The 16,177-nt window shown below is 45.9% G+C and carries 16 protein-coding genes; 8 read left to right on the forward strand and 8 right to left on the reverse strand.

Annotation, left to right across the window (positions count from 1 at the left end; genetic code table 11):
• The first annotated feature begins 26 nt into the window (after positions 1 to 26).
• The 3 genes from NL646_RS09135 (at position 27) to NL646_RS09145 (ending at position 2,021) form a co-directional block, all read left to right on the forward strand.
• Positions 27 to 869 (forward strand): LysR family transcriptional regulator, encoded by an 843-nt coding sequence (locus NL646_RS09135; protein WP_069497223.1) that lies wholly within the window; start codon positions 27 to 29, stop codon positions 867 to 869.
• A 154-nt stretch (positions 870 to 1,023) separates the two neighbouring features.
• Positions 1,024 to 1,449, forward strand: a complete 426-nt coding sequence (locus NL646_RS09140) for a VOC family protein (RefSeq protein ID WP_069497224.1) — start codon at positions 1,024 to 1,026, stop codon at positions 1,447 to 1,449.
• A gap of 59 nt (positions 1,450 to 1,508) precedes the next feature.
• On the forward strand, positions 1,509 to 2,021 hold the full coding sequence (locus tag NL646_RS09145) for a macro domain-containing protein (protein WP_140051025.1): 513 nt from the start codon (positions 1,509 to 1,511) through the stop codon (positions 2,019 to 2,021).
• 133 nt (positions 2,022 to 2,154) lie between these two features.
• On the opposite strand, the gene ygjK is transcribed toward NL646_RS09145, so the two are convergent.
• The 3 genes from ygjK to NL646_RS09160 form a co-directional block, all read right to left on the reverse strand.
• Entirely contained in the window at positions 2,155 to 4,845 is a 2,691-nt protein-coding gene (gene ygjK / locus NL646_RS09150) for an alpha-glucosidase (protein WP_140146850.1), read from the reverse strand.
• Between the two features lie 115 nt (positions 4,846 to 4,960).
• On the reverse strand, positions 4,961 to 5,728 hold the full coding sequence (locus NL646_RS09155; protein ID WP_020841655.1) for a hypothetical protein: 768 nt from the start codon (positions 5,726 to 5,728) through the stop codon (positions 4,961 to 4,963).
• 454 nt (positions 5,729 to 6,182) lie between these two features.
• Positions 6,183 to 7,319 (reverse strand): MBL fold metallo-hydrolase, encoded by a 1,137-nt coding sequence (locus tag NL646_RS09160; RefSeq protein ID WP_005482877.1) that lies wholly within the window; start codon positions 7,317 to 7,319, stop codon positions 6,183 to 6,185.
• A 180-nt stretch (positions 7,320 to 7,499) separates the two neighbouring features.
• On the opposite strand from NL646_RS09160, the gene NL646_RS09165 reads away from it, so the two are divergent.
• Positions 7,500 to 7,745, forward strand: a complete 246-nt coding sequence (locus NL646_RS09165; RefSeq protein WP_005460845.1) for a Rho-binding antiterminator — start codon at positions 7,500 to 7,502, stop codon at positions 7,743 to 7,745.
• Between the two features lie 96 nt (positions 7,746 to 7,841).
• Here the strand turns inward: NL646_RS09165 and NL646_RS09170 are convergent, their stop codons facing one another.
• The 3 genes from NL646_RS09170 to ompW all read right to left on the reverse strand — a co-directional run bounded on the left by NL646_RS09170 (position 7,842) and on the right by ompW (position 11,231).
• Complete coding sequence (locus tag NL646_RS09170; RefSeq protein ID WP_063517882.1) at positions 7,842 to 9,332, reverse strand: MDR family MFS transporter; 1,491 nt, start codon at positions 9,330 to 9,332, stop codon at positions 7,842 to 7,844.
• Positions 9,329 to 10,354 carry an HlyD family secretion protein gene (locus NL646_RS09175; protein WP_005460787.1) on the reverse strand — a complete coding sequence of 342 codons (1,026 nt, stop codon included), beginning with the start codon at positions 10,352 to 10,354 and terminating at the stop codon, positions 9,329 to 9,331. The genes NL646_RS09170 and NL646_RS09175 overlap by 4 nt, the downstream gene beginning before the upstream one ends.
• A gap of 232 nt (positions 10,355 to 10,586) precedes the next feature.
• Complete coding sequence (ompW, locus tag NL646_RS09180) at positions 10,587 to 11,231, reverse strand: outer membrane protein OmpW (protein WP_005460838.1); 645 nt, start codon at positions 11,229 to 11,231, stop codon at positions 10,587 to 10,589.
• Between the two features lie 497 nt (positions 11,232 to 11,728).
• On the opposite strand from ompW, the gene NL646_RS09185 reads away from it, so the two are divergent.
• From NL646_RS09185 to NL646_RS09195, 3 genes are read left to right on the forward strand one after another with little or no spacing between them, the layout of a single operon-like run.
• A complete protein-coding gene (locus tag NL646_RS09185; RefSeq protein ID WP_005482928.1) occupies positions 11,729 to 12,379 on the forward strand; it encodes a Qnr family pentapeptide repeat protein in 651 nt (216 codons plus the stop codon).
• 9 nt (positions 12,380 to 12,388) lie between these two features.
• Positions 12,389 to 12,700 carry a cupin domain-containing protein gene (locus NL646_RS09190; RefSeq protein WP_053319995.1) on the forward strand — a complete coding sequence of 104 codons (312 nt, stop codon included), beginning with the start codon at positions 12,389 to 12,391 and terminating at the stop codon, positions 12,698 to 12,700.
• A gap of 38 nt (positions 12,701 to 12,738) precedes the next feature.
• The gene (locus NL646_RS09195) at positions 12,739 to 13,359 is read left to right on the forward strand and encodes an HAD-IB family hydrolase (RefSeq protein ID WP_024700790.1); all 621 of its coding nucleotides are present in this window, start codon (positions 12,739 to 12,741) and stop codon (positions 13,357 to 13,359) included.
• A gap of 116 nt (positions 13,360 to 13,475) precedes the next feature.
• On the opposite strand, the gene NL646_RS09200 is transcribed toward NL646_RS09195, so the two are convergent.
• Positions 13,476 to 14,654: a lytic polysaccharide monooxygenase gene (locus tag NL646_RS09200; protein WP_053319996.1), complete on the reverse strand. Its 1,179-nt coding sequence runs from the start codon at positions 14,652 to 14,654 to the stop codon at positions 13,476 to 13,478.
• Between the two features lie 214 nt (positions 14,655 to 14,868).
• Positions 14,869 to 15,309, reverse strand: coding sequence for an Lrp/AsnC family transcriptional regulator (locus NL646_RS09205; protein WP_005482841.1), 441 nt, complete (start codon positions 15,307 to 15,309; stop codon positions 14,869 to 14,871).
• A 114-nt stretch (positions 15,310 to 15,423) separates the two neighbouring features.
• Between NL646_RS09205 and NL646_RS09210 the strand changes: the two genes are divergently transcribed.
• Positions 15,424 to 16,008, forward strand: coding sequence for a LysE family translocator (locus tag NL646_RS09210; protein ID WP_253664123.1), 585 nt, complete (start codon positions 15,424 to 15,426; stop codon positions 16,006 to 16,008).
• The last annotated feature ends 169 nt before the right edge of the window (positions 16,009 to 16,177 follow it).

The raw sequence follows: 16,177 nt of genomic DNA on the forward strand, positions 1-16,177 counted from the left end.
AGTGATTATTTTTATTTAGGTATCGTATGGATTTTAATCTAATCCAAACCTTTTTAATTGTTGCTGAATATCAATCTTACTCTCGCGCCGCAGAGCATCTAGGGCTAACTCAGCCTGCGATTAGCGCATCCATGAAGCGTTTGGAAAAAGAAACCAACAAATCGTTATTTGTGAAGGATGGGCGACAAATCAAACTCACTTCTGTAGCGCATCAGTTGCTACCTAAATTTCATCAGGCGTTTGCGATGATTAATGATGCCATTTCCGATCAAAGCACTTTCCGCCTGAGCTGTAACGAGGCGCTGATCCACCGCATCACACCAACCAACACGATCAGCATTTGCGCCGATACGGATTTACCTTCGTTATTGAATGATCTACGACTTAAACAGATCGATTTGATTATTAGCCCAACGACCATTCATGACCCATCGTTTATCAATGAATCAATTTTTGAAGAGCCAATGGTGGTGATTTGTCGTCAAGATCACCCACGTATCGCGGGAAAAATAGAACAAGAACAGTTTTATTCTGAAAAGCACTGTCGATTTGTCGGAGACGAAGACTTCCCAGTTAGCAACACCGAAGTTCACCAGCCAGGGCTGGAAGAGCGTGATGTGGAAATGATGACAACATCACTCTCTGGCATGATGCTTTATGTGGCGAAACACGATTGCTTAGGCGTGCTTCCCCTGTCTTTGGCGCAGAAATGGCAATCGGCTTTGAATCTGCAAGTCATTCAAACTCCAATGTTTTCCGAGCCGGTCAGCTATAAACTGATTTTCCATAAACGAGATGAGTCGAGTACTTCCCATCAACGTTTGCGAGCTTGGGCGCGTGACCAATTTGCTACAGGCCTAAACGCCTGACGCGGTCGCACATCAAGGCGTTTCGCCAAAAACTCTTTCTCTCTTCTTAAACGCACTCTTTATGACCAAATGTGCATATGTTAAAAATGACTTAACGATCAATATGGACGTTCAGGTCGTATACTTTTCCATAACCGCACAAAAGGAGTGAAGCATGCCCACCAACAACCCAATCGCAATCCAAGCCCTTGATCATGTCGTGTTAAGAACGTGCAACCTCGACGCCATGTTGCATTTCTATCGAGATATTTTGGGTTGCCCAGTCGAGCGCGAAGTAATAGAGCTTGGTTTAACCCAGCTTAGGGCTGGTAACGCATTGATTGATGTGGTGACGGTGGACAGCGAGTTAGGGCAACTTGGCGGAAAGCCACCAGTTCAAAATGGTCGTAATATTGACCATTTTTGCCTGCAACTAGCGCCTTTTTGCGAAAATGAAATACTGGAATATCTGCGTTCGAACGGCATTGAAACCGAAGAGTTTGCGAAGCGCTACGGTGCACAAGGGTTCGGTCGCTCACTCTATATTCATGATCCGGAAGGAAATGTCGTCGAGTTAAAACCTCAAGTGATTGATGAGTAAGCTACACTTAACTCTGTTACTGACCATTTGTTTCTCATCATTGTAGAAGGCTCAAAAAAATGAACGCGATCTCGTTAGTCCAAGGCGACATCACCACCGCACATGTCGATGCCATCGTGAATGCAGCAAACCCGAGAATGCTCGGCGGAGGTGGCGTCGATGGTGCCATTCATCGCGCAGCAGGGCCTGCGCTTATCAATGCGTGTTATGCCGTTGATGATGTCGACGGTATTCGATGCCCGTTTGGTGACGCACGCATTACTGAGGCTGGCAATTTAAACGCGCGTTACGTCATTCATGCCGTTGGCCCGATTTACGATAAATTCGCCGATCCAAAAGCGGTGTTGGAATCTGCATATCAACGTTCGCTGGATCTCGCGCTCGCCAACCACTGTCAAAGTGTGGCACTGCCTGCGATTTCTTGCGGAGTGTATGGTTACCCACCTCAAGAAGCAGCAGAAGTCGCGATGGCTGTTTGTCAAAGACCGGAATACGCGGCACTCGACATGCGCTTTTACTTGTTTAGTGAAGAGATGCTTTCGATTTGGCAATACGCCCTGACCCAGCACTGAAATCTGTATGACAAGAGACATAAAAAAACCGGACTGCCAATACAGTCCGGTTTGTCTTATTTGTCACTGAATTATCGTTCGTTAAGCGCTACGAATGCTAGGGGTGTCATCCAAAGCGCCTAATGTGTGCGATCTAGTTTTTGAAGAATCCGTTGTACATCATGTACAAATGCGCCGCAGACCAAGAGAAGTTCGACGCACCTTGTACCGCGCCCGTCTCTGGGTTGTAGTTTTCACGGATTGGCATGTCACCCGTCATACCTTCTGCGTTGTTAAACAGTTCATTCGCCATTGCAATCGCTTCTTCTTTGTAGCCGTAGTTTTCCATCGCACGGAAGCCAAAGTACACTTGGTCTAGCCACACACGACCACGCCAGTACACATCTTTACCGTAAGCAGGGTTGGTTTGCGATGCGGTCGGCAAAGGCACACCCATTCCTTGGAATTTATCTGGCGTGTTGAACTCGTCTTGATCACGCATTACCGCGATCACTTTATCGGCATGCTCTTGCGTTGCTGCACCATTAAACAGCGGCGACCAACCTTCAGGGCCACGTCCACGCTCTACAATCGGCAAACCCGCACAGCCATTTGCAAGAGGCGCAGGAGTAGTGCCATCTTCAGCCACATTTAAGTGAATGTCGTAGAAAAACCCTGTGCTTTCATCAAACATACATTGGTTAATGTACGTTTTGATTTTCTCGGCGCCGTTCAGGAATTCTTGCGCGCGGTCTTTACCTTCTACTCCATCGGACACCAACTTCGCCATTTCCGCTAAGTATTTGTTGTCTGAGTACATGTAAGAGGCTTGATCCACCGATTCTTGCAGCATAGAGAAGCCAAGCAGCTCACCTTCCGCTGCGTTATTGTTGGTGCGGTTTTCTGCAAAACGAACTTCCCAATCTTTCTTCGCTAGATCGAGTTTCGCTAAGTTTTCCGCTGACGTGTTGCTGTACACCCACTCTTCGCCTTCCAGCTTGATGCTGTTATCAAAGCCGTACGCACTTGCCGCGTAGCGACCAAGTTGATCCACATTTCTGTCTGGGTTGCTGATGTCTTCAGCTTGCGAATTCATGTTGTGGATGTTGTAGATAAAGCCAAAACGAGCCGCGTTATCCATGCCCGATTCCCAGCCCGCCGCTTCTTGTGCGCCGACGTGAATCGTCATGTAATCCACTTCATCGAGAATCTTATTGTAAGACGCCATGCCTTTTACTTTATAAGAATTGCCGTTTTGCTCGATGATGTCTTCTGCAGGAATAATGGTCGTGAAGTTAGGATCGCGCGTTTCTACCCAAACGTACATCACGCCTTCTTCCGTGTTGTGTGCTGGGTCTACTGCCGCGCCGTATTCAGGCACACCATTTTGGTTGTGGTCGCGGTTTGATAGCCACCAATCGTGGTATGCCACCAACTTCGGATACATTTCATCAATGAATTTTTGCGCGTCTTCTGGGCGATCAAACTGGTTCACGAGAGCGTGATACACCTCCATCACAGACCATGCCGCCAACGAAGGTTTCGTATTGCGTTCGTTCCAGTTTTCAGAGCCAGCACCACCACGACTAACAGGTTTGGTGTACGTCAATACATCCAGCAAGTAGCCTTTGTCTTGCGGACGAATCTTGTCATCAGCTTGAACTTGCTCTTGGAATACCGTGCGAATGTTGTCCATCGCAACATCTGGGTTGAAATGCGCCATCGCGTACGCTTGTTTCCACGAATCCCACGGCCATGTTAAGTTACCAGAGAACCAACGCGCAGTGACCGATGGCGTGACTGTCGCTTGTTCAATATCGCCCGCCGCAGAGCGCCAGTTACCGTTTAGGGTCTCCATCGCTTTTACCGCTACGCGAGCTTGGTCTGCTGTCGCTTCTTTGTTGATAAGACCATTCGCTAAATAGCCGTCCCAACGCGCTTTCGACGCTTCCATGTATTGAGTTGGATTCGCCAATACATCTTGCAATTTCAACGATTCTGACTGCACTTCTTTCGCATTGTGCAGGTTAGAATACGCCGTATAAACCGCCGATGTTTGCTCAGCTGGTAGGCTCATCTCCGCGGTAGAACTGAATGAGGTTTCGTTGGTGAACGTCTTCGTCGGTAGAGAACGAGTAATGCGGAACTCGGCATCGCGGTCATTACGGATCGCCCAGTTGTCTTTCATCTCGCTAAAGTTAATTTTAATGCCGTTTTCGATGGTCGAAATCTGGCGCTTGTAATCTGGGTAGTACTGCGCCACGGTTTGGTTTTTGCGCGTCGACAGCGCGTATTTCACCAACTCGCCGTCCCACTCCAACGCCAAGTTCATATCACGATCAGTTTTGTTAGTGATGAGCGTTTCCACCAGCGAAGAGCGGTCAGTCACGAAGCGCAGCACCATTTGCACGTGAATATCGTCCAAGTCCAACACCTGCACTAACGCACCTGGAATGGAATAGACTTTCGCTTCTGCGTTCGATAAATCGTAAGTTTGGCCACTCACTTTGTCGGTCAACGTGAGCTTGTCGAACGTTTGGCCAGACATAAAATGCGCGTACTCTTGCGTCACTTGCATAATACCGCCGAAAGCGCCATAACCCGCCGCATCTTCAGGTAGCAAATGGCCATGCCACGCGCCGTTGTCCGTGAGTGCGTTGTACTTCAGGTTCGAATAACTGTCGTAATCACGCAGGTAAGTTGGATTACCAGTACGATCAATCACGTTAGTAAATTCCGAAGTTGGCGCCTGTGGTAAACGGATTTCAGTTTTATCATTGGAACCACATCCAACAAGCGAAATAGTAGCCCCGATCAGAATGGCAAGTGTGCTCTTTTTAAACATACTTTTTCCCTATTATTTACGTTATTTTTATATTCCCATTTATATAAATGAGTGTTTTTAGTGTGCAGAAGCTCGGCTCGCACTAAATAAGCACGAGCTTCCAATAATTATTCTTTTATTTTTCTTTAGCGATAGTGATGGCTTTTAGTAAATCGCCATTAATATTCGGAATTGTGTCAGCCAAAAATATCTGATTACCAGGTGTAAAAGTGAGTAAAACGTTTTTTAGTCGTTGACTGTTTTCACTGGTTTTATTTTGAACATCAAACTCAATTAATTTGTTGTACACTTCATTTGCCAGTTTTTCTTCTTGTTCTTCGGTAATCGCAATGCGTCCAACACAAATTGGAGGTCGAATATCGTGGCTAAACACTTCTTCACGAAAGCGCTGTGCAAATAGCGTGTCTAAATTTGAACCTTCTTCAAAAATAAAGCGGCCTGTATCTTTAAATTGATAGTGTTTATCCCCTTTCAGTTCAATGTAATCCATCATTTCTAGTGCACGTAAATAGAGCGCAACGGAAGTATCACTCAGCTGGTATCTCCGCGCGATCTCTTCTAAAGACCACTCAGGTCGACGCAAAAGATAAAGAAAATCAAATAAGTGAGGATATTGATGGAAAATCTCACTGTTGGTGTCGGTGATAAACTGTTCACTCTCTTGCTGCAGCTGCTTACCTCGCATGGATAACTCAACCAAATCCGTATCAAGGTGCGTGGCGTACAACAAGATTTTATCTAAACCAAGAGACGTATTGTGAAGCTGCCTTTTTATAGTAGAAAGCGGGATTCCAAGTCCAATAGAAAGCTCGGAATATCCAATGCCTTTTTCTTTTATTTTTTCTCGTAAAGCAGCAAGTAAATACGTTGCAGAATTATTCATCGAACAATGCCTGTATTTTATTTATTCAGCATCCATGATGATAAATTCAAGAGAGTCCTACTCTTGTGATTTTGGTCTCAATATTCTATCTTGTTGGCTTAAAACATGTCTTATCCATTAGATTTTTTACTTTTCTTTAACTGGATACATTTTACCCATCCAGAACAAGTTATAGCCATTGCTCTATGGGCTTATCAAGATAATAGTCAGTATAATTGTTTTGAAGAATAAAATTAAGATGGCAAAGATTTTTACTAAAACTTTTCTGATAAGAGCGCAAATTTTCAGATGAAAAGTATCAAAAAATGACACCAATCGATTTATAAAAGCGTGAGATCACAATTGGAAAGTGAATCTATGGAAATTTTTAATTTCAATGACCAGTAAAATCCTTGTTATATTCTGAAATAACAAGGTTAATTTCCAAAATAATTATTGAATTAAGATCATATTATTAAGTCAAAATTCTAGCTGGCTCACATATTTCTTTTTCTCGCCACCATTGTTTATTTATATGTTCTTGATGAACGTAAAAACTCTCCCCCGGCATTGGCGTCAGCAGCGTTATATGTTCTTTTTGACAATGGGCAAGCAAATCTAAAATCGGTTCGTCCCAGCGGTGAGTAAATAGCTCGTATGTAGCCCAATGTACTGGCAACAGTTTTTTCGCATTTAAATCGTGAAACGCTTGCACGGTATGATGAGCCTGCATGTGCCCCCAGTTTTCGACCGGATAACCTTGGCCTTTCACATCGGCAGCCACTTCCAAACAGGCAATGTCGATTGGTCCACATCGCTGTGCGATCTCGGAAAAGTGCGAATCGTAAGCTGAATCGCCACTAAAATAGAGCGTCTCTTCTTTGCCTTTGATGACCCAAGAAGCCCACAGGGTAGCGTTTTTATCGAAATAAGTACGACCCGAATTATGGTTAGCAGGCGTACAAATCAGTTCGATTCCAGCATAGTGCACGCTATCCCACCAATCGAATTCCACGATGTTGTCTGCGCAAACGCCCCACTTTATCAGATGCTTGCCAACCCCTAAGGGCACATAAAACGTCACGGGTTTATCGGCGTAGAAACGTATGGTCGATGCTTCTAAATGGTCGTAGTGATCGTGAGAAATCACGATGATTTCAGGAATCGGCAAACAATCTCTGGCATGGGTATTGGGAATATTGCGTTCAAACCACGCTTTTGCGATGAACGGAGAAGCGTAATCAAATACCGGATCGGTCAGAATTCGAATGCCATCGACCTCCACCAGCATAGTGGAATGGCCCAGCCAAGTAAGGCGCATCGATTCACTTCGCTGCGCAAACTGCGTGGGTTGAATTGGGGAATGTGGCAGATGTTCGTTAGGACTCAACGGCGTTCTACCACCAAGATAACTCCAACACACCTGCCAGAATGATTGCGGACTAGGGACATTTGGCATCTCGTTTTTAACGCGGCCGTTTTCAAATTGAGGCGAGTGGTGAACACGGTGCGCCAACTGCGCATGGTAGGTTTGAGGCGGAATCAGTGAATCTGGCTTTTGTGTCTTTTGTTCACTCGTTAGGTATGTGCGCTTAAGTATCGTCTCAGACATATCGTAGTTTTGTCTCACTTGCGAACGCTCAACAGTAGGTTTATTAAAACGTGCGTGTATGTCTATTTCGTGACCAAAATGAGGTGTAAGATGAAGATTCAGTTTCAATCAAACGTCTTCTATTTAAGGATACGGTTCTCAAACCTTCTGAATACTGCGTCGGTTTGAAAGGAGAAAACTATGGTGACTTGCAGCCAATACGATTTTATTGAAATCGCCTGTATGTTTAAGCTCCCTATCGAGATCACACTAAAAAATGGTGAAACTCATCAGGGCAACGCGTTCGACACAGGCTACGACATGCAGCGACAAGAGTGCTTGTTTTTAGATATGGATGGTGAGCACACCGCCTTCCCGACTGAACAATTAGTCGCAATGCGCGCGCTCAAAGCCAATCCGCATTTTGACGAAGTGACGTTTGAGTAAACGTCCGTCTTTCATTGACACCGTCCAATAAAAAACGCCTCTCAAGCTGTCACAACTTGAGAGGCGTTCTCTTACACGGTTCACCTGAACTTGTTGTTATTCACGCGACCGGATGAAAACCAGCATCGGCATCATGATCACGAACATCACTCCCACAAGCTGGAAGGTGTGCACAAACGCGACCATTTGCGATTGCTGCTGCAACATCTGTTGGTATTGGTCTAACGCAATCGGGTCGGTAATGGAAAGCCCCTGATTGGCCGCCCAGTCATGCAAGTTAGGATTATAAGGATTAATACCCTCTCCCAGCGCATGCCATTGCTGCTGACTATCACGATATTGGAACGTGGTGGCGATAGAGATACCAAACGAACTACCAATCGTACGGAACAGATTGTAAATACTTGCCGCCGCGACAGATTGCTCTTTCGGAATCGTTAAATACGCCAAGGTGGACAGCGTCGAGAAGGTTAAACCAAGCCCCATTCCCTGAATCATACTCGGCATCACAATCCAAAATGTATCGATCTGCAGTGAGTATTGCGTCATCAAATAACTACCAATCCCGATACAGCTCAAGCCAAAGACTATTTTGATTCTGGGATCGAATTGCGGATTGAGCTTAATCACCAAAATCAACATCGCCGCTGACGCCAATCCACGCGGTGCCATTAATAAGCCAGTGGTTGAGACCGGATAATCCAGCAAGCTTTCCAACAACATAGGTTGTTGAGTCGTCAGGCCAAACATCGCCATCGACACCACGGCAATCATCAACGACGAGACCATAAGATTTCGGTCTTTAAGCAGCCATAATGGCGCTATTGGACTTTTGGTTTTCCAGCTGCGATAAATCCACATCACCGACCCCATGACAGCGAGTAATATCGCGGTCTGGATCATGCGTGAGTTGAGCCAGTCTTCTTCGTTACCTTTATCCAACACAAACTGCAACGCGCCAACACCTAACGCCATGTAACCGATGATCCACCAGTCAAAGTTAGGTTTGGATTTGTTGTCGATGTGGATATAGCGATAAATCAAAGAGGTACAAATCAAACCGAATGGCAAGTTGATGTAAAAAATCCAGCGCCAATTGATGTTGTCGGTGATCACGCCACCCACAACTGGGCCCAAAATAGGACCAAGCAAAATGCCGATGGAGAAAATTGCCATCGCTTTGCCTTTTTGCTCATACGGATAAATCTGCACTAACGTCGACTGCGCCAATGGAATCACCGACGCGCCGAAAGCACCTTGGATAATGCGAAACAGCACCATCTCTTCAAGAGACTGTGCTTGCCCACAAAGCGCACTGGCAATCACAAAACCGATCACAGCAACCAGCATGACTTTGCGTTCACCAAAGCGCGACACCCAGAAACTGGTCATCGGAATGAAGATCGCTTCCGCCATGCTGTAACCCGTCAGCACCCAAGTAATTTGGTCTGCCGTTGCGCCCAACGCGCCCATCATGTGCGATAGCGACACGTTCGCAACGGTCATATCGATTAACACCATGATGGCAGAAAGCATCACGGCGACGGTGGCAATCCCCCGTTTGTCTGCCGTAATTTGATGGTTCATTGCACGCTACTTTGCAAATCAATGGTGACTTCTGAGCTCGCACCCACGCGAAGTTGCGGCGCATCGGCCGGTACTTCTAATGCCAAACGTACAGGGAAACGCTGTTTGATTTTAACCCAGTTACCCGTTGCGTTTTCTGGTGGCATCAAGGAGAACGATGTACCACTCGCAGGCGATAGTTGTTCTACCGTTGCTTTCCACACCACGTCTGGGTACATATCAATCACCACATCCGCATGCATGCCAGGTTTAATATGAGTAAGATCGGTTTCTTTAAAGTTCGCGCGTACCCAATAGCTGTCTTTTAAAATCACAGGGAACAGCGTTTGACCCACGCTAACAACCGAGCCTACGTGCGTATTGATTTCACCGGCAATGCCATCCACTGGTGACGTAATGTCGGTGTAGCTCAAGTTCAGCTCCGCTTGCGCTAACTGTGCTGCAGCTTGTTGAACGACCGCAGCCTCTGCGCCTTCTTCACCACGGTTCGCAATGGCTTTTTCTACCGTCGCGCGCGCTTGCTCTAGGCTCGCTTGGGCATTGGCTAGTTTGTTTTTCGCCGTATCTAAATCTTGGTCTGACGCCAGTTTGCGTTTCACTAGAGAATCCGTACGTTTGTACTCTACTTGCGCTTCTGTCAGGTTAGAGCGCGCCGCATCTAAGCCCGCAACAGCTTCAGTTACCTGCTTATCGGCTACGTCATGTTGCTGGACCGCCAATTGGTATGCCGCTTTTGCTTGCTTCACTGCCAACAAATATGGGCGTGAATCTATCTTCAGCAGTAGGTCACCTTTGTTAACAGATTGGAAGTCTTTGACATCCACAGAAACCACTTGGCCTTTTACCTGAGGCGCTACCGACAAAATTTTTGCCCTAACATAGGCATCTTCTGTGCTTGGGTGACTGTCTGAATACTGCCAAGACCAATACATCGCACCAAATGCGATAACACAGAGAGTGAAGAAAAGAGTTTTTACCAGCTTAGATCTGGCGGAAGAATGCTTCGCGATGTCGCCGCTCATTTATATTGTCCACTTGTTCAATTATGTGACCAGTGTAGGACTTTTCGATCTTGGAACAATAAAATGATCTGCAAGGTTAAGATCCAGTTTTAAACCTTGAACTATTGCTTGAATCGTGTGCAATCTAATACACACGGAAATGCAGATAAAAAAAGGGGCAGTCCCCGTAACCGCCCCTAAAGTCATGCCAATAATTGTAATGCGCGTGTAATGTGTGTAACTACCGCTTTTCTTAGAACTTGTAACCGCCGCTGATCATAAATACCCAAGGGTTAATTTTGACGTCGGTTTTTTGCTTCGCTCCACCAAATTTGTATGTTGCTTCTGTTTCAATGTTTGCATACCACGCAGATGCGTTAAGGAACCATTGATCGTTGATCATGTAGTCCACGCCTACGTTTGCTGCTAAACCAAATGAATCGTCTAGCTTAAGATCAGTTAAGCCCACGTTTTTCGCTTTGTTGTTAAAGCCTTCATCAAAAAAGATGGTGTAGTTGAGACCTGCACCAACGTATGGACGGAACTTACTTTGTGGCTCGCCAAAGTAGTACTGAACCATAAGCGTTGGTGGAAGGTGTTTGGTGTCCGCGATATCACCAAGACCTAACAAGTCTGTTGAAATATCATGGCTGAATGGTGTTGCTGCTAGAAGCTCTAGGCTGATGTTGTCTGTGAACATGTAGCCAAACGTCAAACCAAGCTGCGTATTTGAATCCACTTTCAATTCTTCTTGAGAACCAAGAATCTTATCGCTGCTGTCATTTGGAACGACAGACGCCGCACCAACACGAAGAACGAAGTCACCTTGTTTATGAGCGAAAACACTTGGTGACACGAGTGCAGCAACCACTGCTAGACTGCAGATTGTTTTTTTCATTTTTTATTTCCTTTTGTAGGGCTTCGTTATGTTGTACCCAAAGGTGTGCCTGCTGAATGGCCTTAGATTTCAAGTAAACTCAGCGCCTTGAAGCACACGGGCATCTATATTTTTTTTGAGCTGCGCGCAATCTAGCACATAGAAACCCTACTATTTTGATGGAAATCAATTTGTGAAAAATATAGGTTTTTTGTATAGAGAAACGCCATACCGATCAACAAATTATGCAAATCGGATACAATTCTGTAATGCAAACTGTGCGTGTGAGAAGCCATGCTTACTCAAAAACACGAATCCTCTCGCTAAGGCCCGTAGCCAGCAAAAACTTTTTTCTTCCTCTACGTCTTCTATTTTCAAAAAACAACCCACTTAAAACGCTCGTTTGACCCCTTAAAATCGCGATTTGAGGGGTTTGTAAAACACTGAAATACAAGAAGTTATTTTTCTGGAAAATCAGTCACTTGGAGTGCTAGTCTGCTCACAGCTAAGGAGAAGACATGTTAAAAACCGATCTCATTTTTGAACGAGAAAACTTTTCTCATCACGATTTTCAGAATGCCACCTTTAAAAACTGCCACTTTTATATGTGCAGTTTCGACCATGCCGATCTGCGCGATGCTAAGTTCATCGACTGTCGCTTTATCGAATCCAAAGCGCTAGAAGGGTGTAGTTTTCGCTTCGCGAACTTAAAAGATGCCAGCTTCACGAACTGTATGTTGGCGATGAGCCTGTTTAACGGCGCAAATTGTATGGGCTTGGAGCTGCGTAAGTGCGATCTCAAAGGGGCAAACTTCCAAGGTGCGAACTTTGCTAATCGCGTCAGTAACACCATGTTTTTCTGTTCTGCTTTTATTACTGGCTGCAACCTCACCTACTGTAACTTCGAGCGAGTGTTACTAGAAAAATGTGACCTCTTTGAAAACCGTTGGAACGGTGCGAACCTCGCAGGGGCAACTCTCAAAGGCTCGGATTTATCTCGCTGCGAATTCTCGCCAGAACAATGGGGAACCTTTAACGTTGAGCAGTGTGATCTGACTCATGTCGAACTGGACGGGCTGGATATTCGCCGCGTTTCTCTGTTTGGTGTTAAAATTTGTGATTGGCAACAAGAGCAATTGCTTGCGCCTTTTGGACTGATCATTCTCTAAGGAAAGGCCATGAACCTGTTTAAAGACTTAACGAATAACCTCGACGAGGAAGTGTTCGAAGACCTGCTGACCCACAAAAACCTGCGTATAGAACGCATTGTCTCAACGGGGCAAACCTCGCCCAAAAGTGGCTGGTACGATCAAGAAGAACATGAATGGGTATTGGTTCTTAAAGGAGCTGGAGAGCTGACTTTTGAATCAGGTGTAGTGCAACGGCTTGATGCAGGCGATCACGTTACGATTCCAGCTCATACCAAACACAAAGTGAGCTGGACTGACCCAACGCAAGAAACCATCTGGTTGGCGGTGTTTTATCAATAAACACAAAACGATCTTAAACCAAAAAATAGGCGCTGAATTTGCTCGATACTACTAAGCCGTCACTGGCACTGTTTGATTTTGATGGCACCATCACCCGAGAGGATATGTTTAGCCTTTTCCTCCACTATTCTGCTTATGGCCTCCGCAAACGAGTAGGAAAGGTCGCTATCATGCCATTTTATGCACTGTACAAACTCGGAGTGTTACCCGCTCGTGTTATGCGCCCACTCAGCAGTTTTATTGCATTTTCAGGGAAAGAAACGCAGCAAATTGAAGCGATTGGCGCTCAGTTTGCCCACGAAGTGATCCCGCTGTACTTACGGCCAGAAGCGATGGAAAGGTTGGCGTGGCATCAACACAGAGGCGATACCATTGTGGTGGTGTCGGCATCACTCAATGCGTATCTCAAGCCTTGGTGTGAAGTGAACGGTTACCACTTGCTGTGCAGTGAACTGATCTCAGAACAGCCAAAACTGAGTGGCTTTTACCAGCAAGGTGATTGCAGTTTAGAAAGAAAAGTCTCGCGCGTTAAGGCGGCGTTTTCGCTCGACGAGTTTGCGTCTATTTATGCCTACGGTGATACGCACGAAGACATTCCGATGCTAAAACTGGCAGACTACGCGATGCTCAACTGGAGCGAGTGGAGAGCAAGCGAATAACGATATGTGCTCTGATTTTCAAGACAACCACTCAACCAAAGTGATCGTTTTAGACTGAAAAAACAAACCCTTCTCACATGAGAAGGGTTTTACTGTTCAGGGCCCAAATAACTGGCTTAACGCCATACACCCCATTGACCCGTTGTGCCTGGTTCCTCACCAGACGTCCACCACTGGGCAGTCCATTCTTTGCCGTTGTGCGTCACCACATCACCTTGGTTGTAAACGGCCGTCTTGTCCCACAAGTTGGTTGGTTCAACTGGTGGCGGTACATCCGCTTTGATCAGTGACAACGCATAACTGAAGTCTGCACTTGGCGCTAATACTTGGTTTGCATTCACGTTCTTACTATCGAACATGTAGTGGTTCATCTCTTGATGCCAAATGCCAACATACCAATCGCCCGTTTGCTGCGCGTTAAATTGATCTGCTATTTCTGCAGCCCAAGTCGCCGTATTGTTTGCGCTGATTGGTAGTGAAATATCGACAATTTCATTCCCCGTCGCATTAAACGTACGGAAACGCACCGTATCGCCAGACTCTACTGGCCCAAAACCTTGCTGAACAAAGTAGCCTAGAGATGTCAGATTGTTGCCTGGTTCGGTTGGATCAACAGGGTCAGTCGGTGGCGTCGTACCCGTTCTGTTTAACGTAATGTCACTACAGTTGTAGAAGCCTTCCCCAGCGACATCAATGCGCTGCCAACGAGTATAAAGCACCGCATCGCCGGAACGATCAGCAGGGAAAGTCACCTGAATACGGTAGCGTTTTTCCGCATCAACATACACATCACCTGCGGTGTCGATCAGATCTAAATCACTCCAAGTAAGAGGTTTTGAATCATCATAAGTTGGCTTGGTGAGATAGAATTCCCAGTACGATGGGTTGTGCGGCGCTTTGCCGTAAAACACCAATTCAATCTGGTTGTTTGCATCTGGCGTAACATTGGTGCGCTGCCAGTTTGGAGAAGGAATGTTCAAGCCTTTCTTAGCCGCATCGCCGGCAGAACACAGTTCACCGTCACGAACCACCGCCTGAACGTGTGCCATGTCGCGGTAGTTTGGTACGTTCGCCGCAATTTCGCTGCGTTGCACAAACGGGTACGCGCCTGATTCTTCAAAAGCCGCTTTACACGCTTGGTTAGGGATCTCGTTGGTCCAAAAACCACCGTCTAAATAACACGTATTTTGACGAGCACTTGGAAACTCTACCCAGCCATGGGCGTTGACGTTAAATGAGCTCAATGCGGCAACAGCGCTTAAGCTCAAAAGAGGAAGTGTTACATGTGATTTCATCGTTCATCCTTAATTTTGCTGACTCGCCGCTCTGAAACACAAGCGGTTTAAGCAAAACTAGCAGGATGGGATTATTTAGAAGGTGAGAATAAATATGGAAATTGTAAGAGTGCCATCTGCTTTCCAGCATTTGTTGTGAACCATTCTCATACTCGACTGACTCTTTCGAGCCACTTCAAATTCGTGTGCCACAAAAACTGTCACTCTCGTTTGGCTAGCGCTCGTCTTTTGGTGTGTCCATCACCACCATGGTTGTGATCGACTTGACGTGTTCGCACTCCCCCAACACATCAGCGTGAAACGCTTTATAAGCGGCGAGATCTTGCGTTTCCACACGCAGCAAATACTCGTTCGCACCAGTGATGTTGTGACATTCCACCACCTCGTTTACAAAACGCACATGCTCTTCGAAACCCAGCTGCGCCTGCTTAGAGTGCGAGGCCAAACCAATCGACACATAAGCGACAAAACCCACGCCAAGTTGCTGATTATCCAGTACTGCTCGGTAGCCTTTGATCACGCCTTTACGCTCTAAATCTTGCACTCGGCGTAAGGTTGCAGATGGAGATAAACCAACGCGTTCCGACAGCTCCACATTGGAGATTCTTCCGTCTCGTTTGAGCACTTGCAATATTCTTTCGTCAAATCTATCCATGATGATGTTTCATTGCTTATTTAGTTTCTAATCATCAAATAAAAGCACAATATTGACCTCAGTTCTACTTATAGTTGTTCTCAACTTATCGAGAACTGATTCAAGGAACAATCTATGGAATATCATCAACTGGGCGCTTTGGCGTTGTTCGCTTTTGTCTCCACTTTTACGCCGGGTCCCAATAACATTATGTTGATGACCTCAGGGGCAAATGTCGGCTTTAAACGCACTATCCCACACATGTTGGGCATTACCTTCGGCTTTGGTGCCATGCTAATTTTGGTGGGCATTGGCTTGATGAGCCTGTTCCATGCCTACCCGCTCACCCACTCCATTTTGAAAGTATTGAGCTTGAGTTATTTGCTGTACTTGACGTACAAAATCGCCACCAGCGACAAAACCGAAGCAAAACACGATTTTCGCCCGATGTATTTTTTAGGGGCTGTCGCATTCCAGTGGGTGAACCCAAAAGGTTGGTCGATGGCGTTGACGGCGATTACGGTATACACCAGCGGCGGTTCTTGGCTTGAACTGACTTTTATCGCCGGTATCTTCTGTTTAGCCAACTTGCCATCGGTGACATTTTGGACGGCGGCAGGCATGCAATTGCAGCGTTGGTTGACCACCGATAAACGCGTTAAGGGGTTCAACTACAGCATGGCCGCTCTGTTGCTTTTATCTACGATTCCAATGATATAAGTCCATTTATGGTTAAAAAACGACTCATTTTACGTGGTTAGAGGAAGGATAGAGGTAATATTTTTCTTGAGGCTTTGGCGTTAATTCACAGTGTAAATTTGTTTAAAGACGCTACCCTCTTGTTAGGGAACTTGATAACCTTTAAATGAGAAAGAGAATAATTATCGAG

The sequence above is a fragment of the Vibrio sp. Y20_XG_PY13 genome (assembly GCF_024181925.1).
Taxonomy (GTDB): Bacteria; Pseudomonadota; Gammaproteobacteria; order Enterobacterales; family Vibrionaceae; genus Vibrio; species Vibrio parahaemolyticus.